At 65.4% G+C, this 24218-nt stretch carries 25 protein-coding genes and 1 tRNA gene; 14 read left to right on the top strand and 12 right to left on the bottom strand.

Features of this window, described 5'->3' with window-relative positions:
• Positions 1-80 precede the first annotated feature (80 nt).
• The 3 genes from ACH107_RS09235 to ACH107_RS09225 form a co-directional block, all read right to left on the bottom strand.
• Entirely contained in the window at positions 81-1067 is a 987-nt protein-coding gene (locus ACH107_RS09235) for a membrane dipeptidase (RefSeq protein ID WP_412505582.1), read from the bottom strand.
• A 7-nt stretch (positions 1068-1074) separates the two neighbouring features.
• A complete protein-coding gene (locus ACH107_RS09230; RefSeq protein WP_412505581.1) occupies positions 1075-2526 on the bottom strand; it encodes an aldehyde dehydrogenase family protein in 1452 nt (483 codons plus the stop codon).
• A gap of 88 nt (positions 2527-2614) precedes the next feature.
• On the bottom strand, positions 2615-3511 hold the full coding sequence (locus ACH107_RS09225; protein ID WP_412505580.1) for a LysR family transcriptional regulator: 897 nt from the start codon (positions 3509-3511) through the stop codon (positions 2615-2617).
• A gap of 181 nt (positions 3512-3692) precedes the next feature.
• On the opposite strand from ACH107_RS09225, the gene ACH107_RS09220 reads away from it, so the two are divergent.
• From ACH107_RS09220 to der, 3 genes are read left to right on the top strand one after another with little or no spacing between them, the layout of a single operon-like run.
• Entirely contained in the window at positions 3693-4361 is a 669-nt protein-coding gene (locus tag ACH107_RS09220; RefSeq protein ID WP_412505579.1) for a hypothetical protein, read from the top strand.
• A 49-nt stretch (positions 4362-4410) separates the two neighbouring features.
• A complete protein-coding gene (locus ACH107_RS09215) occupies positions 4411-5742 on the top strand; it encodes a PQQ-binding-like beta-propeller repeat protein (RefSeq protein ID WP_412505578.1) in 1332 nt (443 codons plus the stop codon).
• 49 nt (positions 5743-5791) lie between these two features.
• Entirely contained in the window at positions 5792-7249 is a 1458-nt protein-coding gene (gene der, locus ACH107_RS09210; RefSeq protein ID WP_412505577.1) for a ribosome biogenesis GTPase Der, read from the top strand.
• 18 nt (positions 7250-7267) lie between these two features.
• Here the strand turns inward: der and ACH107_RS09205 are convergent, their stop codons facing one another.
• The gene (locus ACH107_RS09205; RefSeq protein ID WP_412505576.1) at positions 7268-7978 is read right to left on the bottom strand and encodes a DUF3488 domain-containing protein; all 711 of its coding nucleotides are present in this window, start codon (positions 7976-7978) and stop codon (positions 7268-7270) included.
• 175 nt (positions 7979-8153) lie between these two features.
• On the opposite strand from ACH107_RS09205, the gene ACH107_RS09200 reads away from it, so the two are divergent.
• The gene (locus ACH107_RS09200; protein ID WP_412505575.1) at positions 8154-9143 is read left to right on the top strand and encodes a fatty acid desaturase; all 990 of its coding nucleotides are present in this window, start codon (positions 8154-8156) and stop codon (positions 9141-9143) included.
• A 15-nt stretch (positions 9144-9158) separates the two neighbouring features.
• Here ACH107_RS09200 and ACH107_RS09195 read toward each other — a convergent pair whose 3' ends face one another.
• Together ACH107_RS09195 and ACH107_RS09190 are read right to left on the bottom strand one after the other, a co-directional pair.
• Positions 9159-9626: a disulfide bond formation protein B gene (locus ACH107_RS09195; RefSeq protein WP_412505574.1), complete on the bottom strand. Its 468-nt coding sequence runs from the start codon at positions 9624-9626 to the stop codon at positions 9159-9161.
• Entirely contained in the window at positions 9623-10201 is a 579-nt protein-coding gene (locus tag ACH107_RS09190) for a YqaA family protein (RefSeq protein ID WP_412505573.1), read from the bottom strand. Before ACH107_RS09190 ends, ACH107_RS09195 begins: the two co-directional genes overlap by 4 nt.
• A gap of 129 nt (positions 10202-10330) precedes the next feature.
• Here ACH107_RS09190 and ACH107_RS09185 point away from each other — a divergent pair.
• Positions 10331-10416: transfer RNA gene (locus ACH107_RS09185), tRNA-Leu, on the top strand.
• A 163-nt stretch (positions 10417-10579) separates the two neighbouring features.
• Here the strand turns inward: ACH107_RS09185 and ACH107_RS09180 are convergent.
• On the bottom strand, positions 10580-10798 hold the full coding sequence (locus ACH107_RS09180) for a hypothetical protein (protein WP_412505572.1): 219 nt from the start codon (positions 10796-10798) through the stop codon (positions 10580-10582).
• 177 nt (positions 10799-10975) lie between these two features.
• On the opposite strand from ACH107_RS09180, the gene ACH107_RS09175 reads away from it, so the two are divergent.
• On the top strand, positions 10976-11521 hold the full coding sequence (locus ACH107_RS09175) for a histidine phosphatase family protein (protein WP_412505571.1): 546 nt from the start codon (positions 10976-10978) through the stop codon (positions 11519-11521).
• 37 nt (positions 11522-11558) lie between these two features.
• Here ACH107_RS09175 and typA read toward each other — a convergent pair whose 3' ends face one another.
• Positions 11559-13379, bottom strand: coding sequence for a translational GTPase TypA (gene typA, locus ACH107_RS09170; protein ID WP_412505570.1), 1821 nt, complete (start codon positions 13377-13379; stop codon positions 11559-11561).
• 124 nt (positions 13380-13503) lie between these two features.
• Entirely contained in the window at positions 13504-13986 is a 483-nt protein-coding gene (gene ssb / locus ACH107_RS09165; protein ID WP_412505569.1) for a single-stranded DNA-binding protein, read from the bottom strand.
• Between the two features lie 190 nt (positions 13987-14176).
• Here ssb and ACH107_RS09160 point away from each other — a divergent pair, with 190 nt between their 5' ends.
• Positions 14177-14770, top strand: a complete 594-nt coding sequence (locus tag ACH107_RS09160) for a lytic transglycosylase domain-containing protein (protein WP_412505568.1) — start codon at positions 14177-14179, stop codon at positions 14768-14770.
• Positions 14771-14791: 21 nt separating this feature from the next.
• Here the strand turns inward: ACH107_RS09160 and ACH107_RS09155 are convergent, their stop codons facing one another.
• From ACH107_RS09155 to miaA, 3 genes are all read right to left on the bottom strand, one after another.
• Complete coding sequence (locus ACH107_RS09155) at positions 14792-16459, bottom strand: ABC transporter substrate-binding protein (RefSeq protein WP_412505567.1); 1668 nt, start codon at positions 16457-16459, stop codon at positions 14792-14794.
• A 72-nt stretch (positions 16460-16531) separates the two neighbouring features.
• Positions 16532-17368: a helix-turn-helix domain-containing protein gene (locus ACH107_RS09150; protein WP_412505566.1), complete on the bottom strand. Its 837-nt coding sequence runs from the start codon at positions 17366-17368 to the stop codon at positions 16532-16534.
• Positions 17369-17455: 87 nt separating this feature from the next.
• A complete protein-coding gene (gene miaA / locus ACH107_RS09145) occupies positions 17456-18337 on the bottom strand; it encodes a tRNA (adenosine(37)-N6)-dimethylallyltransferase MiaA (protein ID WP_412505565.1) in 882 nt (293 codons plus the stop codon).
• 142 nt (positions 18338-18479) lie between these two features.
• Here miaA and pyrH point away from each other — a divergent pair, with 142 nt between their 5' ends.
• From pyrH to ACH107_RS09110, 7 genes are all read left to right on the top strand, one after another.
• Positions 18480-19211, top strand: coding sequence for a UMP kinase (gene pyrH, locus ACH107_RS09140; RefSeq protein WP_412505564.1), 732 nt, complete (start codon positions 18480-18482; stop codon positions 19209-19211).
• A gap of 45 nt (positions 19212-19256) precedes the next feature.
• Positions 19257-19820: a ribosome recycling factor gene (gene frr / locus ACH107_RS09135; protein WP_412505563.1), complete on the top strand. Its 564-nt coding sequence runs from the start codon at positions 19257-19259 to the stop codon at positions 19818-19820.
• 17 nt (positions 19821-19837) lie between these two features.
• Positions 19838-20563, top strand: a complete 726-nt coding sequence (locus ACH107_RS09130) for an isoprenyl transferase (protein ID WP_412505562.1) — start codon at positions 19838-19840, stop codon at positions 20561-20563.
• Positions 20560-21339: a phosphatidate cytidylyltransferase gene (locus ACH107_RS09125; protein ID WP_412505561.1), complete on the top strand. Its 780-nt coding sequence runs from the start codon at positions 20560-20562 to the stop codon at positions 21337-21339. Before ACH107_RS09130 ends, ACH107_RS09125 begins: the two co-directional genes overlap by 4 nt.
• Positions 21336-22517 (top strand): 1-deoxy-D-xylulose-5-phosphate reductoisomerase, encoded by a 1182-nt coding sequence (gene dxr / locus ACH107_RS09120; protein WP_412505560.1) that lies wholly within the window; start codon positions 21336-21338, stop codon positions 22515-22517. Before ACH107_RS09125 ends, dxr begins: the two co-directional genes overlap by 4 nt.
• A 2-nt stretch (positions 22518-22519) precedes the next feature.
• On the top strand, positions 22520-23866 hold the full coding sequence (rseP, locus tag ACH107_RS09115) for an RIP metalloprotease RseP (RefSeq protein WP_412505559.1): 1347 nt from the start codon (positions 22520-22522) through the stop codon (positions 23864-23866).
• Positions 23867-23955: 89 nt separating this feature from the next.
• Entirely contained in the window at positions 23956-24081 is a 126-nt protein-coding gene (locus ACH107_RS09110) for a hypothetical protein (protein WP_412505558.1), read from the top strand.
• Positions 24082-24218 lie beyond the last annotated feature (137 nt).

Raw genomic sequence — 24218 nt, 5'->3', positions numbered from 1 at the left:
CCGGGCGCCGGCCCGGCAGGTGGTGGCTGCGGGGCGGGCGGACGCGCGGGGATGCGGGGCGGCGGGGCATGGCGGTGTGTCTACTCCGTCTGGCGGGGACCGAAGCCGGCGTCGAAGAAGGAAAGCCAGTTGTCGCCCATCAGGCCGGCGACCTCGGTGTCGCTGAAACCGATTTCGCGCAGACCGGCCTCGATGTTGCCGAAGTCGCGGTTGTCGCGGAACCAGCCGGGCTGGGGCGGAAAGCCGGGGTTCGCGGCCGAGCCCTCCCCGTAGTCGGTTTCGCGCGACCAGCGGCCGGTGCGCATCCAGTCGACCACGCTGTCGGGCTGATCCTGGCAGAGATCCGAGCCGATGCCGAAATGCGCGGGGCCGAACCTGTCGGCGGCGCGGGCCACCATGTCGCAGAAGGCGTGCACGGTGCAGTCGGATTTGTCCTTGAGGTGATGGGGATAGAGCGAGAAGCCCATCATGCCGCCATTGTCGACCACGGCGCGGATCACGTCGTCGCGCTTGTTGCGCAAGGCGGGGTGCCACGCATGCGGGTTCGCGTGGGTGATGGCGATGGGGCGTTCGGAGATCTCGGCGGCCTCGATGGTGGATCGGTCGGCGGAGTGCGACATGTCGATCACCAGCCCGACTCGGTTCATTTCCCTGATGACCTGCTTGCCCATGCGGGTTAGCCCCGGATCCTCGGCCTCGTAGCAGCCCGTCGCCAGAAGCGACTGGTTGTTGTAGCTCAGCTGCATGAATCGCGCGCCCAGCGTGTGCAGCACCTCGACGAGGCCGATATCATCCTCGATGGGCGCGGGGTTCTGGAACCCGAAGAAGATCGCGGTGCGGCCCGTCGCGCGCGCGCGGCGCACGTCATCGCCGGTGCGCCCGTGAAAGATCAGGTCGGGGTGGCGTTCGAACCGGCGGTTCCATGCCTCGATGTTGAGGACGGTTTCGCGGAAATTCTCGTGGTAGGCGATGGTGACATGCACCGCGTCGACGCCGCCTTCGCACATCTGGCGAAATATCTTCTCGGACCAGTTGGCGTATTGCAGGGCGTCGATGCGGTAGGTCATGCGGGGGTCACTCCGGCGTGCCGGCGGCGGTGTAGCTTGTCTTCATCGTGGTGAAGAATTCGGCCGCGGCCTGGCCCTGTTCGCGCGGTCCGTAGGAACTGTCACCGCGCCCGCCGAAGGGCACGTGATAGTCCATGCCGCCGGTGGGCAGGTTGACGGTGACGATGCCGGTGCGGGCGTTGCGCTTGAAATCCGAGGCGCGGGCCAGCGACCTGGTGACGATGCCGGAACTCAGGCCGAAGCGGGTGTCGTTGACGGTGGCCAGGGCCTCGTCATAGCTGCCGACCCTGATCACGCTGCTGAGCGGCGCGAACATCTCCTCGCGGTTGATCTGCATGTCGTTGCGAGTGTTGAGGAAGATACCCGGCGACATGTAGTAGCCTTCGTGCGGCATGTTCAGACGCTCGCCGCCGCAGGCCAGTTCGGCCCCTTCGGCGCGGCCCGTCTCGACCCACTTGAGGTTCTCGGAAAGCTGCTGTTCGCTGACCACCGGGCCCATCTGCGTGCCCTCTTCCAGAGCGTGGCCGACCCGCATCGCCTTGGTCGCGTTGACGAGTTTCTCGACAAAGGCGTCGTGGACGCCCTCGTGCACGACCAGACGCGAGGAGGCGGTGCATTTCTGGCCCGTGCCGCTGAAGGCGCCGTTGAGCGTTGCCGCCACGGCGGTATCCAGATCGGCGTCGTTCATCACCACCAGCGCGTTCTTGGAGCCCATCTCCATCTGCAGCTTGGTCATGTTGTCCAGTGCGGCGGCGGCGATGCCGCGGCCCACCGGGACCGAGCCGGTAAAGGTCAGCGCGTCAAGCTTCGCGGATTCCGCCATCGCCTGTCCGATGCCGCCGCCCGACCCCATGACGAGGTTGACGAGGCCCGTGGGGATATCCTGCCGCGAGATGATCTCGGCCAGGGCATGGGCCGAGCCCAGCACGAGGTTGGCCGGTTTCCAGACGACCGCGTTGCCATAGGCCAGCGCCGGGGCGATTTTCCATGCCGGGATGGCCATGGGGAAATTCCAGGGCGAAATGACGCCGACGACGCCGACGGGTTCGCGTTTGATATCCACCTCGACGCCCGGGCGGACGGATTGCGCGTTTTGCCCCATCTGGCGCAGGATCTCGGAGGCGTAATAAGTGAAATGCTGGCCCGAGCGGTAGACTTCGCCGCGCCCTTCGGCGCGGGGTTTGCCCTCTTCCCGGCTTAGCAGTTCGCCCAGTTCGTCGGCCCGGGCCATCAACTCGTTGCCGATATTCATCAGCGCGGCCTGACGGCGTTCGAGCCCGTAGCCGGCCCAGTCGGCCTGTGCCGAGCGCGCCGCGGCGATGGCCGTGTCAAGCTGGTCGGGCGTGCCTTGTGCGAAAACACCCACGAGGTCGGACAGATCGGAGGGATTGCGGTTCTCGATCCCGGTTCCGCCCGCGACCCATTGACCGGCAATATAGTTGCATTTGAGTTCGCTCATCGAGGACCATCCTTGTCATGCCGGGTACTGATGAAAGACTACGCCATGCCCTCTTGATTCAGTCAAATGCAAAGTTATGAACTTCCTTTCAACGGAATTGAAGCGTTTTCGCCCTGACCGAGACCTCGGCCCGCGTGATGGCTTGCACCAGCGCCATGGCGGCCGGTGTCAGCATGGGCTCGGGCGGCGTGACCATCCAGACCTCGCGCCGGGCGGTGCTGTCCACCAACGGCAGGAATTCGAGATCGAGGAATTCGGGCAGGATAGCCAGTTCGGGCAACAGGGTCACGCCGACGCCCGCGCGCACGAGGCTGAGCAGGGAGGCGGTGTTGCGCACCATCATGCGCGAGTCCTTGAGGATCGGGGCGAAATCATCGTCCCGGATGCTGTGGCACAGCCCGTTGGCGATGAAATCCACGCCGGCCAGATCGGCCCATGTCAGCCGTTCCCAATCGCGGGCGAGGGGGTGATCGACCGGGCAGACGACGCCGAAGGCATCCGTGAAGACAAGACGCCGATCGTGCCCGGGCATCGGCGGGAGGCTGGCCAGCCCGATATCGGCGCGCTCGGCGGCAAGCTCGCGTTGAACCGTGGCCGAGTCGGCGTCGGTCATCTCGATCCGGACGCCGGCGTGATCCTTCAGGTAGTCTTGCAGGATCGGTGGCATCACCGTCTGGGCGACCGATGGTGTGACGGCAAGGCGCACATGGCCCAGTTCGGCGCGCGACAACCCCTCGATCGCGGCGACGGTGCGTTCGAAATGCGCAAGCTCGCGCGCCGCTTCGGCATGGACCAGCCGGCCAAGCGGGGTGAGCCGGGATTTGCGGGAACTTTCGAACAGCGGCGCGCCCACGTGATCCTCGAACTGGCGCAGCATCATCGACACGGCCGAGGAGGTGCGCCCCAGCGTGTCCGCGGCATCGGCGAGGCTGCCGTGATCCGCGACCGCACGGAAACAGCGGAGCATCTCGATCTTGATGGCCAATGGTTAAGCCTTTCTTATCTGGCGCGGCTCAGTAAAAGCATTCCTGAAAGCGGGGGTGAAGGCAAGACATTCCGTTCGGGAAACGGGCCCGGCGCCGTGGCGGGCCGTCGCGGGCATTCGGCCTCTTGGCAGCGCAGGGCCATCGCGTTAAGAGAAACCGGTATTCAAGGGGGCGTCCGACGTGAGCGATACCGACAGTTTCATCGACGAGGTGACCGAGGAGGTCCGGCGCGACCGCCTGTATTCGCGCATCCGGCGCTACGGCTGGATCGGCGTGGTGGCGGTTCTGCTGATCGTCGGCGGGGCCGGCTGGAACGAGTGGCGCAAGGCGCAGGAGACCGAGGCGGCGCGCGCCCTGGGCGATTCGATGCTGGCGGCCCTGCAGCAGGAAGATGCCGCCGCGCGTGCCGACGCGCTGGCCGGGATCGAGGCGCCGGGGCCGGCCAGCCGCGCCGTGCTGGACATGCTGGCGGCGGCGGAGCGGACCGGCACGGCGCCAGAGGCTGCCGCCGAGAGGCTGCTGGCCCTTGCCGACAGGGACGGGATCGCGCCGATCTATCGCCAGATTGCCACGCTCAAGGCGGCGGGATTGCCGGATGGCGGGCTGGACCCCGAGACGCGGCGCAGCCGGCTGGAGGGCATCGCGCTGTCGTCTGGGTTGACCGGGCTGTTGGCCGACGAGCAACTGGCCTATCTCGATATCGAGGCGGGCGACACCGAGGCGGCGCTGGAGCGCCTGCAGACCCTCGTGGCGGCCGCGCAGGCGACGGCGGGCTTGCGCCAGCGGGCGTCGCAGGCGATTGTGGCGCTCGGCGGTGAGCCCGAGGGCCCGCCGCAGGAGGCGCAGTGACGGGCTCCGGCCACGTTCCGGCGCAAGGCGAAAGGTGAGGGCAAGAGCGTTGAAACCGACCGGATTGATCCTTGGGCTTGCGGCCCTTTCCGTGATGGCGGCCTGTACCGAGGAAGAGGCCATCCTGCCCGGGGAGCGCGAGGGCATCCGCGACGTGCTGAGCGACGAGACCGTGACCGAGGCCCCGGTGAACGCGGAGGCGGCGGCGCGCGACGTGCCGCTGGCGTTGCCGCCGGCGGAGGTCAACGCGGACTGGCGTCAACGCATCGGGACCCCGGCCACGCGGGCCGCGCACCCGGCGCTTGCCCGTGATCCGCAATTCGCGTGGAGTGTCGGCGTCGGCACTGGCAACGGCCGCCGAAACCGCATTTCGGCCGACCCGGTCGTGGCGCAGGGCCGCATATACACGCTGGACGCGCGGGCGCAGGTCAGCGCCGTGAGCCCCGCGGGCGAGCGGCTGTGGACGCGGGACCTGACGCCGCCGAACGACTCCGCCAACGATGCCGGGGGCGGCGGTCTGGCCTTTGGCGACGGCAAGCTGTTCGTGTCGTCCGGATTCGGATTGCTGACGGCGCTCGATCCCGCCGATGGCAGCGTCCTGTGGCAGCAGAACCTGCGCAGCACGGGCACGGGCAGCCCCGCCGTCAGCGGGGGGCTTGTGTACCTCGTCTCGGGGGACGAGGTGGGCTGGGCCATCGACACCGATGACGGGCGCATCCGCTGGCAGCTTTCGGCAACGCCCGACATCAACAACGTGCATGGCGGTCCCGCGCCCGCGCTGACGGACAAGTACGCCATCTTCGCCTTCGGATCGGGCGAGGTTCAGGGCGCGTTCCGCCGGGGCGGCCTGCGCCGGTGGGACGCCCCGGTTGCCGGCCAGCGCGAGGGCTACGCCGCGGGCCGCGTGGGCGATATCACCGGCGACCCGGTCGTTTCGGGGGACAAGGTCTTTGTCGGCAGCCATTCGGGCCGGACCGTGGCGCTGGCGCTCGGCAACGGAGAACGTGTCTGGACCGCGGGCGATGGCGCGCTCAATCCCGTCTGGCCCGCGGGCCGGTCGGTCTTCATGGTGTCCGACCGCAACGAGCTGATGCGCCTGTCGGCCGAGGATGGCAGCGTCATCTGGTCACGGCCCCTGCCGTTCTTCACCAAGAGCCGGCCGAAGCGGCAGACGCGCATTTACGGTCATTACGGCCCGGTCATCGCGGGCGGGCAGTTGATCGTGGCGTCGGGGGACGGGCTGTTGCGGCTGTACGATCCGGCCACGGGCGAGCCCACGGGCAGCGTCGAGATGCCGGACGGCGCCGCCAGCAACCCGGTGGTGGCGGGCAACACGCTGTACGTGGTTTCCGGCAAGGGCCGTTTGCTGGCTTTCCGTTGACCGCGTGATATTGTAAGGGGTCGGCTTCACCCGGCCCGGAGCCTGAGACATGACATTTACCCTTGCCATCGTGGGGCGCCCCAATGTGGGCAAGTCCACGCTGTTCAACCGCCTCGTGGGCAAGCGCCTTGCGCTGGTGGACGATCAGCCGGGCGTGACGCGCGACCTGCGCGAGGGTGAGGCGCGGCTGGGAGACCTGCGGTTCACGGTGATCGATACTGCCGGGCTGGAGGATGCCACCGACGATTCGCTCGAAGGGCGCATGCGGCGCTTGACCGAGCGTGCGGTGGACATGGCGGATGCCTGCCTGTTCCTGATCGACGCGCGGACCGGCGTGACACCGACCGACGAGCTTTTCGCCGACATCCTGCGCAAGCGGTCCGCCCGCGTGATCCTTGGCGCGAACAAGGCCGAGGGCAGCGCCGCCGACGCGGGCGTTTACGAAGCCTACGGGCTGGGGCTGGGGGAGCCGATTCGCCTGTCGGCCGAGCACGGCGAGGGGCTGAACGAACTGTATACCGCGCTGATGCCGCTGGCGGACGCGATGGCCGAGAAGGCCGCCGCCGACCTGCCGGAAACGGATGTGGCCGTTTCGGAGGCGGCCGACGAGCCCGCCCCGGCGATCACGCCTGACAAGCCGCTGCAGGTGGCGGTGGTGGGCCGCCCGAACGCGGGGAAATCGACCCTGATCAACCGGATACTGGGCGAGGACCGCCTGCTGACCGGGCCCGAGGCCGGGATCACCCGCGACGCGATATCACTGACGCTGGACTGGGACGGGCTGCCGACCCGCATTTTCGACACGGCCGGGATGCGCAAGAAGGCCCGGGTTCAGGACAAGGTCGAGAAACTGTCGGTCGCCGACGGGCTGCGCGCCGTGCGCTTTGCCGAGGTCGTCGTCGTGCTGCTGGATGCCGGGATACCCTTTGAACAGCAGGATTTGCGGATTGCCGACCTGGCCGAGCGCGAGGGCCGCGCGGTGGTGGTTGCGGTCAACAAGTGGGACGTGGAGCCGGCCAAGCAGCAGAAGCTGCGCGACCTGCGCGAAGCGTTCGAACGCCTGCTGCCGCAGCTTCGCGGTGCGCCGCTCGTCACCGTTTCGGCCAAGACGGGCCGGGGCCTCGACCGGCTGCGCGACGCGGTGATCCGGGCGCATGACGTGTGGAACCGGCGGGTGCCCACGGCCCAGCTCAACCGCTGGCTGGGCGAGATGGTCGCGGCGCATCCGCCCCCGGCGCCGGGGGGACGGCGGATCAGGCTGCGCTACATGACGCAGGCCAAGACCCGGCCGCCGGGTTTCGTGGTGATGTGCAGCCATCCCGAGAAGCTGCCAGAAAGCTATGCGCGGTATCTGGTCAACGGCCTGCGCGACGATTTCGACATGCCCGGCACGCCCATACGGCTGACCATGCGGTCGCAATCCGACAAGAACCCCTACAAGGGCCGCAAGAAATCCACCCCGTCGCGGCTGCGCAAGCATGTGAAGGGCAGGCCGCGCGACGATTGAGGACGCCACGCCCCGGCGTCAGCCGGCGCGGCGCCTGTGACGCAACGCCAGGGCGCCCAGTACGGCAAGCCCCGCGGTGCAAAGCGCCAGAACCGGCGCGTTGAGCGGGTCGAGGTTGTCGACGATGATGCCCACCAGCGCCCATGCGACCGCGAGCGCGTATTCCGGCGTGTCCGCGCGCGCGGTCAGTACCACGGCCGCGAGGATCAGCGCGACGCCGATCATCACGATCGCCGCCGCCTGCGCGCTCATCACGCCGTGGCCTGCCAGCATCAGCGCCAGCGCCACGCAGGACGCCGCGGTCAACCACCCGGCATAAAGCGCGATCGGGGTGCGCAACCACGCCCTGTCCCGATCGCCCGCGCGAAGAAGCGCGGCCACCGCCGTGCCCAGCATCGCCCAGATCAGGACGGTTGCCCAGAATGGCGACGTCTGCGCGACCGGGATCCACGCCGCCCCGATCACGAGGCTGGCGACAAGCGGCCAGCGCATCGCGTCCCAGCCCGGCGCGGTATCGCGCTTGAGCAGACCGAACAGCGCGCCGGCAATCAGCCAAAGGTAGATCAGGCCCCAGATGCCGAATGCGTATCCGGCCGGTTGGGCCGGGGGATCGACCTGCGGGATCGGGAACTGGTCGGGCCGGAAGCCGTTGAACCCCGATGTGGTGAGAGGTGACAGCGCGAAGGCCAGCGCCGCGGTGAGGGTGAGAATGGCTTTCATGCGTTCCATGCCGACCACGTCGTGCCGACGGGCAGTCGTGTCAATGCGTCATTTGGCCGGGCAGGGCGCCTGCCGGTACAGCGCGCTTGCATTTTGCACGGGTTGGCGTTCATGCTGAGCTCGTAACCGGCAGGCCACCGGTACAGCGATTCTGTCGATTGGTCATGCATCGGGCGAGGGTGCCATGGAAATCAGGGAATTCACCAAGCGGTACACGGGCAAAAGCGACCTGATGGGCACGCTGAGCCTGCTGGGAACGTTCGCGGTTTACGTGGCAGCGCTCGGGCTGGGGGCGCATTTCGCGGACCGGCCCGTCCTTGCGTCGGGTTTCGTCGTGGTGCTGGCCTTCGCGTCGGTGCGGCTTTACGTGTTGCAGCATGATTGCGGGCATGGCTCGCTTTTCGCGACGCGGCCGCTCAACGACTGGGCGGGCTACGTGCTGTCGGTCTTCTCGCTGACGCCCTACCGGGTGATGCAGTACAATCACAACCAGCACCATGCCTATCTCGGCAACCTCGAACATCGCGAGACGACCGAGGTCTACACGATGACGCTGCGGGAATGGCGCGCGGCGCCGTTGCGCACGCGGCTCTGGTACCGGCTGTACCGCAATCCGCTGGTGATGCTGTCACTGGGCGGGCTTTACACGTATTTCATCGCGTATCGCTGGCCGCGCAACACCCGCAAGGTGGGTGCTGCGGGCGTGATCGCCCACAACCTGATGCTTGCGGGCTATATCGCGCTTGTCTGGTGGGCGTTGGGGCTGGCCGGGCTTGCCGTGCTGGGGCTGAGCGCGCTGCTGGCAGGGGTCATCGGGGTGTTCCTCGTCTACCTGCAACACAATTTCGAGGACACCTACTGGGACCGCAAGCCCGATCTGGATTTCCGCAAGGCCACGCTGGAGGGGTCGAGCTCTCTTGACCTGGGCTGGCTGTGGGATCTGGGAACCGGGAACATCGCCTATCACGACCTGCATCATTTCAATCCCTCGATCCCGTCTTACAGGCTGCGCCGCTGCCAGAAGGATCTGCCCGCGGAGCTGCAATGCCACGATGCCATCGGCTGGCGCGAGGCGCTGGCCAGTTTCAGGCTCAAGCTGTGGGACGAGGACGCGGGCAAGCTGGTGCTGTTCCCGCGCGCGGACACGGGAACCAGCGTGGCGCGCCCGGCCTGATCGCGGGCGGTGGCGTCAGGCCCGCGCCCGCGCCGCCATGAGCCAGACCGCCGCCAGCGCGAGCGAGGCGAGCATGTTCCAGTTCGCCATGCTGAGCCCGAACAGGAAGGGCTGGAAGCTGTCGCACATCACCAGCGCGGGCGCGTCGCCGCTGCCGGGCAGAAGTGACGCGCCGTCGAGGCCCGACAGCCCCGTGCCGGTGCAGCTGTCGGGGCCGGGCCACCAGCCGCGCTCCACGCCGCCGTGATAGGCCCCTATGCCGGCCGTTGTCAGCGCCGACAGCGCACCCAGCACGGTCAGCACCGCGCCGGGCAGGGCAAGTGCCGCGAATCCGGCCAGCACCGCCGCCCCGTGCGGCCAGCGTTGCCAGAGGCACAGTTTGCAGGGGGCCCAGCCGTACGCTTGCGTGACGAACGCGGCCGCCAGAAGCACCGCCGAGCCGCCCGCGGCAATCAGGACAAGGGTGGCGCGTGTCGGTGTCACAAGTGCCTCACGATATAGAACCCGCCGAAGAGGAGCAGCACGAAAACGATCGTCACCAGCCCCAGGCGCCGCTCTATGAAATCGCGTACCGGCGCCCCGAACCTCCAAAGCAGGGCCGCCACGAGGAAGAAGCGCAGCCCGCGCGCGAGGATGGAGGTGGCGATGAAGGTGGCCAGCGGCATCGCCGTCCAGCCGGACATGATCGTGATGACCTTGTAGGGAAAGGGCGTGACGCCGGCCGTCAGCACCGCCCAGAACCCGAAATCGTTGAACCGGGTGTTGAACGCGGCCATGGCGTCGGCCTTGCCGAGGCTTTCCAGCACCGGGCGGCCGACCTGTTCGAAGGCCAGCGCGCCGATGGCATAGCCCAGCAGGCCGCCAAGGACCGAGGCCACCAGCGCCACGGTGGCGATCAGCCATGCGCGATGCGGCCGCGCGAGGATCATCGGGACCATCAGAACATCCGGCGGGATGGGAAAGATTGAACTTTCGACAAAAGATACCGCCGCCAGCACCCACAGGGCGTTGTGGTGGTGGGCCATCCGGATGGTCCAGTCGTAAAGACGCCTGAGCATTGGGGGCGGTCCTCGGGATGATGAATGCGGGCCAATGAGCATGGCCGACCACGGGGGTCAAGCCCCGTCGGCCGCGACGCGCTTTGGCACTGGACGCCGCGGCGGCGCTTCGTTAAGTGTACGCAACGGGCCCAAGTGGCGGAAGGGTAGACGCAGGGGATTCAAAATCCCCCGGGGGAAACCCCGTGTGAGTTCGAATCTCACCTTGGGCACCAAAAAAATCAGCTGCTTGTCGGTTCTGGTATTTTTGCCGGCGCAAGCGGGCCAAACGTTTGGGTAACAGGGTCTTGTTCTGTTGCCGGTCAGGTTTGCCCCCCTCAACTTTTTCCTTTCATGCGCTGATTCCGACAGCCGCCGGCGGCTGGCCCTGGTCCGGTACTATGCGACCATCTGCGCGCTCTGACCGGTCACGGCCAGTAGCCCGGCGCCCGGTGCGCCCGACCAGGACAGCTCGATGATGACCGGCTTGCGCAGCCCGTGCAGGCTGTAGGGTTTGGCGCGGCCGTGCAGGCTATTGCGCCAGGTCCTGAACGCTGTTTCGACACCGTGATATCCCGCCGGCTCTGCAAGGGTCTCTGCAATGATCTTCGTCATCATCGGTGGGCTGTCCGCTTAGCGCCAATCGCCCCTTATGGCAGACGAGATGTCGCTGGACGGGGCATCGGCTGCAACAGTTCATGACCGTCATGGTGCGCGAGCTTTATTCATCGGACAACGATTTTCGCTGTGGCGGCGCAGAGAGATCGCGTTAATGTCCTTTGCATGAAAAATGCGATGCGCGTATTGCTTGTATTTCTTGCTTTCCTCGTGCCGGGCACAGCGGCCGCGCAGGACCTGTCGGCGCTGACGCAGCCGGGTGCTGTTGCCTTGATGCGACACGCGCTCGCCCCGGGGACGGGAGACCCGGACGGCTTCGATCTTGATGATTGCAGGACGCAGCGAAACCTTGATGACCGTGGCCGCGCGCAGGCAAGCCGGATCGGTGAGGCGATGCGTAGCGCCGATGTGAGCTTTGATGCCGTCTGGACCAGCCAGTGGTGTCGGTGCCGTGATACCGCCCGGCTGGTCGGCATGGGCCCGCCGCAGGATGTGGCATCGCTCAATTCGCATTTCGCAGGTCGCGGTGACAGGGCCGCACAAACGCGATCAACGCGACGCCGCATCGCGTCACAGCCGGCCGACGCGCGGCTGCTTCTGGTAACGCATCAGGTCAACATCAGCGCGTTGACCGGCGAATTCGCGCGGTCGGGCGAAATCATTGTCGTGCGCCGGGAGCAAGGCGCACTGACAGTGGTCGACCGTATCATGATCGCGCCCTGACCCCTGACCCGGGTGACGCGCGTCGCCTGCCACCCGGTCAGGCTGACTTGGCGGCGCGCTTGCGTTCGTGAGGGTCGAGGTGGCGCTTGCGCAGGCGGATGGCGTTCGGGGTGACCTCGACCAGCTCGTCATCGTCGATATAGGAAATCGCCTCTTCGAGGCTCATGTTGACATGCGGCGTCAGGCGGACGGCGTCATCCGACCCGCTGGCGCGGACGTTGGTCAGCTTTTTCCCTTTCAGCGGATTGACCTCCAGATCATTCTCCCGGCTGTGCTCGCCGATGATCATGCCTTGATACACCTTCTCCTGCGGCCCGATGAACAGGCGCCCGCGTTCCTCGAGGTTCCACAGGGCAAAGGCCACCGACTCGCCGGTTTCCATGGAAATCAGAACGCCGGCCCTGCGGCCGGGGATAGGCCCCTTGTGGGGGACATGCCCGTGAAACACGCGGTTCATGACGCCCGTGCCGCGCGTATCCGTCAGGAATTCGCCATGGTACCCGATAAGCCCGCGCGAGGGCACGTGCGCGACGATCCGGGTCTTGCCGCTGTCGGCCGGCTTCATCTCGACCAGTTCCCCCTTGCGCGGGCCGGTCAGTTTCTCGATCACCGCGCCGGAATGGTCGTCATCCACGTCGATCGTCACTTCCTCGACCGGTTCCAGCGTGCCACCGTCCTCATCGTCCCGCATGAGCACGCGCGGCCGGGCAATCGACAGTTCATAACCCTCGCGGCGCATGTTCTCGATCAAAACGCCCATTTGCAGTTCACCGCGTCCGGCCACGTCGAACGCCTCACCGCCAGGGGTGTCGGTCACGCGGATCGCCACGTTCTGTTCCGCTTCCTTCATCAGCCGTTCGCGGATCACGCGCGACTGCACTTTCTTCCCGTCGCGACCCGCGAGCGGCGAGTCGTTGATGCCGAAGGTGATGGAAATCGTTGGCGGGTCGATCGGCTCGGCCTTCAGCGGCTCGTCGACCGCGAGGGCGCAGATCGTGTCGGCCACGGTTGCCTTGGACATCCCGGCGATGGTGACAATGTCACCCGCGACCGCTTCATCGATATCCTGCGGGGCCAGCCCCCGGAACGCCTGTATCTTGGTAACGCGGAATTGCTCGATTTTCTGCCCCACGCGCGACAGGCCCTGCACCGTCTGCCCGACCTTGACATGTCCCGATTCAACGCGTCCCGTCAGGACACGCCCGACGAACGGGTCCGCGCCGAGCGTCGTTGCCAGCATTCGGAAATCGTCGTCCACGCGCGCTACCTGTTTCGGCGCCGGAACATGGTTCACGATCAGCTCGAACAGTGCCGACAGGTCCTTGCGGGGGCCATCAAGCGCATGGTCGGCCCAGCCCGAGCGGCCCGAGGCGTACATGTGCGGGAAATCGAGCTGGTCCTCGTCGGCATCCAGGGCCGCGAAGAGGTCGAAACATTCATCGAGGGCGCGATCGGGTTCGGCGTCGGGTTTGTCGACCTTGTTCAGCACGACGATCGGCCGCAGCCCGAGCGCCAACGCCTTTGTCGTCACGAACTTGGTCTGGGGCATGGGGCCCTCGGCGGCATCGACAAGCAGCACCACGCCATCGACCATGCTCAGGATGCGTTCGACCTCACCGCCGAAATCGGCATGGCCGGGGGTATCCACGATGTTGATGCGCGTGCCTTTCCACTCGACGCTGGTGCACTTGGCAAGAATCGTGATGCCGCGTTCGCGCTCGAGGTCGTTGCTGTCCATGGCGCGTTCGTCGACGGCCTGCCCGACGCGGAAGGCACCGGATTGTTTGAGAAGTTCATCGACCAGCGTGGTTTTGCCGTGGTCGACATGGGCAATGATGGCGATGTTGCGCAGGTCCATCTGGGTTCCTCAGGTTGTTCCCGCGCGCCGTATACCCACTGGGCCCGAATGACCAGAGCTAAAGCTTGATGCAAGGTGTTTCCGCGCCGGGAGCGGGCGCCGCCGCTGGCCGTGCGGCAGCCGCTCAGAACGGTATCTCGTCGTCGATATCGCGGGCTGGCGCGCCGCCCCTTTGGTCATCCTGCGGGCCACCACCGTAATCGCCGACATACCCGCCACCGCTTGCGCCGCCACCGCTTGCGCCGCCGCCTTCACCGCGGCCGTCCAGCATGGTGAGCTCCGACTTGTAGGGGCGCAGAACCACTTCGGTGGTGTAGCGGTCCTGTCCGGACTGGTCCTGCCACTTGCGGGTTTCGAGCTGGCCCTCGATGTAGACCTTGGAGCCCTTGCGCAGGTATTGCTCGGCCACCCGCACGAGAGGTTCGGAAAAGATGGCGACGCGGTGCCACTCGGTCTTTTCGCGCCGCTCGCCGGTATTGCGGTCCTTCCAGTTCTCGGACGTGGCTATCGCGAGGTTGCAAACCTTGCCGCCGTTCTGGAAGGTCCGCACCTCGGGGTCGCGGCCCAGGTTGCCGATGATGATTACCTTGTTGACTGATCCGGCCATTAGGCGACCTCCTCCATCATGCGAATTGCCCTTCTCCGCTTACACCACCCCAGCTCGGTGAAGAAAAGGTAAAATTTTTCCGGTCTTGGGCGCGATCATGCCAAAGACAGGAGTGCATGCGCACGGATGCTGGAAAATCTCGTGTTTGCGAGTATGCTGCGCGCGAGTGGATGGGAGTAAGGAGCCGGCCATGCTGCGGGTGATCTGGGTCATTGTGGCGAGCGCGATATCGCTGCCGGTGGCGGCCGGGGCGGATGCTCTTTCGACCAAGAACCGCAGCGCGCTTTTCGACTCCCAGACCAGCGTTCTGGATACGCGGGCCAAGCAGCAATACAGCGATTCCGTTCGGCTGCAGCCGCGCGAGATACGGACGCCGACGAAATGGGGCACCGTCTCGACCAAGGGATATGACGGCGCCTACCGTGGAGTATTCCTGCCGATGGCGCGGGACGCGGCCCGGCGACACGGGGTGCCCGTCGACCTCTTCCTGAAACTCGTCCAGAGGGAATCGGCCTGGGACCCGACCGCGCGATCGCACAAGGGGGCCATCGGGCTGGCGCAACTCATGCCGGGGACGGCGCTCGTGTTGCGGGTCAACCCCAACGACCCGTACGAAAACCTTGATGGCGGCGCGCGGTATCTCGCGGAACAGTACCGGACTTTCGGGTCGTGGCGCCTTGCTCTTGCGGCCTACAACGCGGGTCCCGAGGCTGTCCGCAAACATGGCGGCGTGCCCCCGTTCCGTGAGACCCGGAATTACGTCAGGGCGATCTGGGGCGGCTGACGGAAAATCGGCCGCCGAATGTCAGGCCGCGAACCCGATCTTGTACAGGTGGATCTCGTTAGACGGATGTCTTTCGGCGTTCACCAGCCTGCCATTGTGGTGATTGTAGAGCCGGCGCCAGTACGGCTGGATGATCACGCCTTCGGTGCGCAACAGCGTCTGCAGCTTTGCCATCACCGGACGACGTTCATCTGCGCCGGCGATGGAATTCGCCCGTGCGATCAGGTGGTCGAATTCCTCGTTGCGGAACCCGGTCTCGTTCCACGCCGAGTCGGACCTGTAGGCAAGGTTGAGGACCTGTACATCCAGCGGCCTGTGGTTCCACTGCGTGGACGAGAAAGGATAAGTGAGCCAATCCTGCCAGAAGCGTGAGCCGGGCAGTATCCGGCGGCGGGCGGGAATACCCGCATCCCGCAACTGCGCGGCCACCGCGTCACCGGTATTGCGCTGCCATTCGTCGTCGATCGTGATCAGTTCGTGCTCGAACTCGGCCAGCCCCGCCTCCTGAAGCAGGCGACGGGCCTTGGCCGGGTCATGTTCGGGCGGGCCGATATCCGCATACGCGGGGTGGATCGGGCTTACGTGGTGATTTTCGGCGATCGTGCCGCGTCCGCCATACCCGAGTTCAAGGCAAATCGCGTTGTCCACGGCCATCGAAAGCGCTCGGCGCACAGAAACGTCGTCATAAGGCTTTCGCCCGGCGATGTCGGCCTGTTGGTGCGTCCGGATGACGGTCGTCGCGGCTGTCTCGGTCTTGGTCGCGGTCCAGCCGACGTTGTTCATCACCTCGATGAAATCGCCGACGGATTCGTACAAGAGGTCCACCTCGTCGGCCTCGGCCGCGGCGACCCAGTTCGACGGGTCCGTGCCGTAGTCGAGAAACTCGACCCGATCGACGAAAGGCCCGCCAAAGACTTTCTGGCCCCACCAGTCGTGGTCGGGGTTGCGTTCGAGAACGCAGTTTTCGCCGACCGTCATCCGCACCGGGCGAAAAGGGCCCGTGCCTATGCCGTGGTCGAACGGGTCGGAGCCGTCATAGCTTGCATGCGTCACGGCTGCCGGGTAGTCTGACATGCTTGCGATCAGGGTTATGTCGGGCGACGCGAGCGACAACAGGACATTGTGCCTGTCCTCGACCACGATGGAACCTTCACGCGCCTTGCTGGTTTCCGGATCGGCAAGACTGTTGAAGCGGCTGGCCATCGAATTGCCGCTGACCGTGTTGTCGCACCAGCGTTCGATGTTTCGCGCGACATCCTCGGCGGTGAACGGATCACCGTTGTTCCATGTCACACCGCGCCGGACACGCAACCGGTAGCGCGTGGCGTCCGCGTTGACCTCCCAGCTGTCGAGCAGCATGCCGCGGAAACCACCGTCGGCGCCGTACTCCACCAGGTATTCAAGAAAACCGCGGGTCTGGTTTCCCAGTTCGCTCCAGTCATAGGTGCGCGGATCCTTGAGCGCCTTCACGTTCTGCTGGATCCTGAGCGTCCCGCCCGGTGTTATGGCCGGTTGCGCCGCCGCCGTGCGGGGCAGACCCCCGATGAGACAGGCCGTCCCGACCGAGAGCCCCAGCGTGGTCGCGCGCGACAGGAATTCCCGGCGGCTGATCGTGCCGCGCCGCAGGTCGTCGACCAGCTTTTCGGCATGGTTCCCGGTCGACCTGCTGGGGCGAAGCGAATGCGGCATGAGCGTCCTTCAAGGCATCTCGTCGGGGGGTGGCGGACCTTTGTCCATATTGACACCGGCCCGGCCTCGATATCAACCCGATACGCCCGAGAAGCTCTGGCGCGCATGCGTGGGCGGCTCGGCAGCGCGCTTCCTCAGTGCCGAGGGCGTCTGCCCGGTATGGTGCAGGATGAAACGCGAAAAATACGCGGCACTGTTGAAGCCCAGCATCCCGGCGATCTGTTGCACCGGTCGTTCCGGTTGTTCCAGCAGGTCGCGCGCGGCGTGCAATGTACGCTCCGTCAGCATTTCGGCCGCGCTCAGCCCTGAGATCTGTCGGCAGCTTCGCGTCAGATGCGTGGGCGTCACCCCCAAGGCGGCGGCGTAGTCGGCCATGGTCCGGCCGGTTCTGAAATCGCGGGCGATCAATGCGCCGTAGGCCCGCACGAGCCGGATTGCCGCTGTTTCCTTTCCGTCGGTGTCGGGGCCGATCTCGATGAGTGCCCGCCGCAGCCAAACGGTCGCGAGGCTGGCCTGCGCGTTCAGCACCTCGTCGAGGAAGGGGCGCTTCTGGTTCTGCTCGCGCTGCATGCCTTCCAGTATCGCCGTGAGTTCGGTTTGCATCTGGGCATCCCGCACGCGCAGATGCACGGGTTCTTCCGGCATGAGCAACGGGCCGCCTGTCGGGATGACGCAGACGAGCCCGAATCCCTGTTTGCCGAGATCAAGCGAGAAAAGGCTGTCAGCCGGTATAACGATCGCATTGTGCACACCGACGCCACGCCGTTGGCCCTGCAGCGATGCAAGCCCTTGTCCGCGCGTGATCCAGATCAGCCTGTGAACGGCGCAACTGTGCTGAAGCGTGTGCCGCCATGCCGCCCCACGCTTCCACTCCGCCAGCGTCATCAGATGTGCGTGCGTGACTGCCAAGTTCGGACCCTCTCCTGCCAGAATGCCGCATTTTGAATGCATGATCACAGGAAATGCGCTGTCTGTCAGTGGAAACTATTGAGTTTTTTAAAGTTCATCGGCGGCAATCCGCCGCCATCCGGACATGCGTGACCGGAACCAGTTCCGCTGTCGCTTCGCGAATTGGCGCGTGGCGGTTGCCGCTGCATCGCAGGCTTCCTGCAGCGTGATCTCGCCACGGAGATGCGCGACAAGCTGTGGTGCGCCGATCGCCCGTGACGACAAACGATCAGGGTCCCAGGCGGGCAGGTTCGCACGTGCCTCGTCGAGGGCGCCGCTCGCGACCATTTTCCCGAACCTGCTCTCGATGCGGCGGTTGAGCCATTCCTTGGGTGTCGTCACCAGTAGCGTGGCGCATTCCGCGGGGGGCAGCAGGGGCGGGGGCGTGTCATCCTGCCATGCCGCAAGGCCGCGACCTGTCGCACGCAGCACCTCCCAGGCCCGCTGCACGCGGGCGGGGTTCAACGTATCAATCCGCAACCGTGTGGCCGGGTCGAGCTGGTCGGCCATCGCCACGTGCCCATGCGTGCGAAGGTAGTCATCGGCTTCCTGCCGGGTCTCGGGCGGTATTTGCGGTATCGCCGCCAATCCTTCTGTCAGCGCCGAGAAATAAAGGCCCGTTCCGCCGACGATGATGAGCCGTCCGGGGTCCTGAAGCAGGGGCTTGAGGTCACGCAGCCAGTGACCGACCGAATAAGCCCCGTCGGCCGCAACATGGCCGTACATGCGGTGTGGCACCGCTTTTTCGTCTTCCGGGGAGGGACGCGCCGTCAGAACGCGCCAGTTTTCGAAAACCTGGATCGCATCGGCGTTCACGATCAGACGGTCGTGGCGTTCTGCAATTTTCATCGCCAGACCGGACTTGCCCGATGCCGTCGGTCCTGCAATCAGGACGGCCTGGTCCCTGGGTATCTGCAAATCGTGTTTCATGAAGGCGAAATATGCCAGATTTGTCCCGAGTGCGAGACATCGCGGGCGATTTCCCGGCCGTCTTGGACTCTGCGATTGAACCTGCCTAGCTTTTGCATCATTTTGCGCCCGGCAAGGCGGCCGCTGTAACGGAGATCACCCGATGTCGGACACGAGTTCCCCTCAACCCATGTTCAACAGGGTTTTGCTCAAGATCTCGGGGGAAGCTCTGATGGGGGACCAAGGATACGGGCTGCATCCGCCGACGGTTGAACGTATCGCCCGCGAGGTACAATCGGTACACGAGCTGGGTGTCGAGATCTGCATGGTCATCGGCGGCGGTAACATTTTTCGCGGCCTGCAAGGATCAGCACAGGGGATGGAGCGTACCACCGCGGATTACATGGGCATGCTGGCGACGGTCATGAACGCCTTGGCGATGCAAAGCGCATTGGAAAAACGGGGCGTTTTCTGCCGGGTCATCAGCGCGATCCGGATGGACGAGGTCGCCGAGCCCTACATTCGCCGCCGCGCGGTGCGGCACCTTGAAAAGAAACGCGTGTGCATCTTCGCGGCGGGTACCGGGAACCCCTATTTCACGACAGACACCGCCGCCACGCTGCGCGCCAACGAAATGACCTGTGAGGCGATCCTGAAGGGCACCAAGGTCGATGGCGTCTATGACAAGGACCCCGTGCGCCACGCGGATGCCAAGCGGTTCGAGGAGGTGACCTATGACGAGGTGCTTGCACAGCATCTCAAGGTGATGGATGCCAGCGCGATCGCGCTGGCACGTGACAACAATCTGCCGATCATTGTCTTCAGCCTCGACGAACCCGGTGGGTTCCGGAGTATACTGGCTGGTGACGGTACCTATACAACGGTACGCGCTTGAAGCTAAAAAGGGGCCAAGGCACGGCAGCCGCAAGAAGGACAAGACATGGCTGATGATTTCGAACTGGACACCGACGATCTGCAACGGCGCATGGACGGGGCGATGAATTCGCTCAAGTCGGAATTCGCGTCGCTCAGGACCGGCCGCGCCTCGGCGAGCATGCTGGAGCCCGTCCAGGTGGAGGCCTACGGGCAGATGACACCGATCAACCAGGTCGGCACGGTCAACGTGCCGGAACCGCGCATGGTGACGATCAACGTGTGGGACAAGTCGCTGGTCGGGAAGGTGGAAAAGGCCATCCGCGAAAGCGGGCTCGGAATCAATCCGCAACTCAATGGCACGATCATCATGCTGCCCATCCCCGAGCTGAACGAGGAACGCCGCAAGGAATTGACCAAGGTCGCGGCGCAGTATGCGGAACATGCCCGTGTTGCCATTCGGAATGTCCGCCGTGACGGGATGGACCGGATCAAGAAGGCAAAGGCGGACGGCCTGTCTGAAGATGACCAGAAATTCTGGGAAAACGAAGTGCAGGAAATGACGGACAAGTTCATCGCGTCGGTCGACGAGGCGTTGGACGGCAAGCAAGCCGAGATCATGCAGGTCTGATGACCGGGAGCGCCACGATGGGAAAGACAACGGCCAAGCCGGGCGGGCCGCGCCACGTGGCGATCATCATGGATGGTAACGGGCGGTGGGCGCAAGCGCGCGGTCGTCCGCGCCTTTTCGGCCATCATGCCGGCGCGCGGCGCGTGCGCGAAGTTGTCAGCGCATGCCCGGCACTTGGCGTCAAGTACCTGACGATATTCGCCTTTTCCACCGAGAACTGGCGCCGGACCCAGACCGAGGTCGCTGGATTGATGAGCCTTTTCCGCCGCTACATCATGAAAGAGATGCAGGAGTTCGTTAAGGAAAACGTGCGCGTGCGCTTCATCGGGGATCGGCCGCGCCTTGATGCGAAGCTACGTGCGCTCATGGACGAGGCCGAGGAAATGACCCGGCATTGTACCGGCACGAACCTCACGATCGCGCTCAATTACGGCGGCCGGGACGAGGTGTCGCGGGCGACGCAACGCTTGGCACGGGACGTGGCAGAGGGGCGGCTTGACCCGTCTGACGTGGATGTCGAGACGTTGCCCAAGTACCTTGATACCTGCGTCTTGCCGGACCCGGACCTCGTGATTCGCACGTCGGGCGAGGCGCGGATTTCCAATTTCCTGCTGTGGCAGTCCGCGTATGCCGAATACGAGTTCATCGACACGCTTTGGCCGGACTTCACGCGCGAGATATTCACCGCTGTATTGCGCGGCTACGGCGCGCGCGACAGGCGTTTCGGCGCGGTAACGGCATGAATGACGGCGCCCGTTGGGCCGATCTGGCGCCGCGTCTGGTTTCGGGTGTCGTCATCGCGTTCGCCGGGATCGCGATGGTCTGGCAGGGGGGCTGGGTCTTTGCGGGGGCGCTGTCGATCCTGTGCGGCGTCATGATCTGGGAGGCCGCGCGCATGTTCGCGCTGCCAAGTCCGATCGGCGTCGCGGTCCTGGCCGGTGTCTCGGTGGCCATCGTTGCCGTTCTCCCCCCTGTGGCGAGCCTGCCGGTGATCCTTGCCGCCGCCCTGACAGGCGCGACCCAGGCGCCGCGCGAAAAGGGGACATATGCGGCGTTCGCGGTCTGGATCATCGCGGGCTGCGCGGCATTCCTTGTTTTGCGCGCGGGGTTGGGGTTTGCGTGGATGGTCTGGCTCGTGCTGGTTGTCGTGGTCTCCGACGTTGCCGGTTATTTCGCCGGGCGCAGCTTTGGCGGGCCCAAGTTCTGGCCCCGGCTCAGCCCGAAGAAGACATGGTCGGGCACCGTCGCCGGTTGGCTGGGCGGTGGCGTGGTGGGCGCGTTCTTGGCCGCGCCTCTCGACGCCGGTGCGATGCTGGTGCCGCTGTCCATCGTGGTCGCCCTGGCCGGCCAGTTGGGAGATATCGGGGAAAGCGCGGTAAAGCGTCGGCAGGGAGTGAAGGACAGTTCGGGGCTCATCCCCGGGCATGGGGGGCTGTTGGACCGGTTCGACGCGATGCTGGCGGCAGCTATCTTGGTGTTCATCACCTGGACGTTCGGTATTCTACCTGGAGCGACATGAAGCGTATTTCCATCCTGGGGGCCACGGGCTCCATCGGCCAGAACACGATCGACCTGTTGCGGCGGGAACGCAGCAAGTTCGAGGTCGTCGCGCTCACGGGCGGGCAGAACATCGCGCAGCTGGCGCGCGACGCGAAGGAGCTTGGGGCCGAGATCGCGGTCACGGCGGATGAGGCGCGGTACGAGGATCTCAAGCGTGCGCTGGACGGCAGCGGCGTGGAGGCGGCAGCCGGGCCGGCCGCCCTGCAAGAGGCCGCGTCACGCCCTGCGCAGTGGGTCATGTCGGCCATCGTGGGCGTGGCGGGGCTGCCCCCTGGCCTTGCGGCGCTCGAGCAGGGGGCCACGCTGGCCTTGGCCAACAAGGAATCGCTGGTCGCTGCGGGGTCGCTGCTGATGCGGACGGCCCGGCTGAACGAGGCGCGCATACTGCCTGTTGACAGCGAACACTCCGCGATTTTCCAGGCCCTTGTCGGCGAGGATACGGCCGCGGTCGAAAGGGTCATCATAACGGCGTCTGGCGGTGCTTTCCGCGACTGGCCGATCGAGGACCTCGCCGGAGCGACCGTGGCGCAGGCGTCCCGGCATCCCAACTGGGACATGGGGCAGCGGATCACGATCGATTCGGCATCGATGTTCAACAAGGCGCTTGAAATGATCGAGGCGCGCGAGTTCTTCGGTTTCGCGCCTGACCAGATCGAGGTGCTGGTGCATCCCGAGTCGGTCGTGCACGCGATGGTGGGGTTCTGTGATGGCGGCTTCATCGCGCATCTGGGCGCGCCGGACATGCGTCACCCGATCGGGTACGCGCTGCATTGGCCCCAACGACAGGAGGTGCCTGTCGGGATCATGGACCTTGCGCGACAGGGGCAACTGAACTTCCATGCGCCGGACGCGCAGCGGTATCCGGCGCTTGCGCTTGCACGTGATGTCATGCACAGGCGCGGGCTGAGCGGGGCGGTCTTCAACGCGGCCAAGGAGCGTGCTCTGGACCACTTCATGGCCGGGCGGGTTCGATTCACGGACATGGCGGACGTGGTCGAAGCGGTGCTCGACAAGGTTTCGTCCGACACCGGTCTCATTGATGCCGATATCACTCTTGATACGGTCGGCAGGGCAGACCATGTATCGCGGCAGCTTGTCGATGATCTGGTGGCAGGACAGCAGAAAAACAGGGTTTAGGTTTGGATATATCGGCGCTTGTTCCGCAATTCGGCGGGCTTTTCATGACTTTGGTTGCCTTCGTGGTCGCGTTGTCGGTCATCGTGGCGATACATGAATACGGCCATTACATCATCGGCAGGCTGTCCGGTATCAAGGCCGAAGTGTTTTCGCTCGGGTTCGGCCCTGTTCTCTGGTCCCGACGGGACCGCCATGGAACACAGTGGCAATTCGCGCTTCTGCCGTTCGGCGGGTACGTGAAATTCCTCGGGGATGGCAATGCCGCGAGCGCCGGTCCGAACGAGGCCGTGGCGCAAATGCCGCCGGAGATGCAGCGCCACACCATGGCCGGGGCGCCACTTTGGGCCCGGACGGCGACGGTGGCGGCCGGCCCCGTGTTCAATTTCATCCTGTCCATCCTCGTTTTCGCCGCGGTCATGATGACGCAGGGCCGGATGGCCGAGCCGCTGACCGTTGGCGAATTGAAACCCCTGCCGGTCGAGGGCATAACCCTGGAACCGGGCGACGAGTTGCTGAGCATCGCGGGGCGCGAGGTTCCGGCGCTCGATGACGGGCAGAGCTTTGACGACTTCGTCACCTCCCTGCCGCGTGAGCGTGCGCTGCCGTACACGGTGGCGCGCGCGGGCCGGGTTGTCGATGTCACGGGGCCGTACCCGATGCCGCCGCGTGTCGAACGGCTGGCGCCGCAATCCGCGGCATACGAGATCGACATGAAGCCCGGGGACGTTGTCGTTTCGGTTGATGGCGAGCCGATCGCATCCTTCGCGGAACTCAAGGAAATCGTCGAGGCCTCTGACGGGCGGGTGCTGGACCTCGGAGTCTGGCGTGATGGCGAAAGGCTGGACTTTGCGCTGTCACCCCGCCGGGTCGACGAACCATTGCCGGATGGCGGGTTCCGGACCGAATGGCGCATCGGTATCGCCGGTGACTTCGCGTTCGAGCCGGCGACCGAGACGTTGGGCCCGGGTGCGGCGTTGGCGGGCGGCGTCGCGCGGACATGGGGCGTGATCGAGAACACGTTGTCGGGCCTGTATCACATGATCACCGGCGCGATCAGCAGCTGCAACATGTCCGGTCCAATCGGCATCGCGGAGGTGTCGGGCGCGATGGCCAGTCAAGGGGCGGAGAGCTTCATCGTATTCATCGCGTTCCTGTCCACGGCCGTCGGGCTTCTGAACCTGTTTCCAGTCCCGGTTCTGGATGGCGGGCACCTGGTGTTTTACGCCTACGAGGCGGTGTCGGGACGCAAGCCGAGTGATGCGGCCCTGAGCTTCTTCACGACGGTGGGGCTGGTGCTTGTCCTGTCGTTGATGGTTTTCGCCTTGGCCAACGATATTTTGTGCCCGTGAGCCGCGTCACGATCTTGCCCATTTCTTGTTCCCAATGATGCCGTAATGGTTTCGCATCGTCAGGGTGTCCCTAACGACAGAGCATGACGATGAACCATATCGCAAACGGATACCGCAGCGTGAGCCTGATCGTTGATATCAATCGCGATCGCCTGATTTTCACGGGGGCAATCCTTGCCGCCCTGCTTTTCGCGGCCTTCATCGCGTCACTGTAAATTCCTTGATGTCCGGCAGGCATTGACGCGGACCGGCCCGCGCGATTGTCCGCGATGACGGCGCATGGGTGCTCCGTCATTGGCGTTTTGACAAGCCATTTAAGACGGGTTACTGACGTCCATACTGGGATGTCTGA

Source organism: Roseovarius halophilus (ex Wu et al. 2025), from assembly GCF_047086965.1.
Note: the sequence above shows the minus strand (reverse complement) of the source record. Positions and strands in the feature narration are given on the sequence as shown.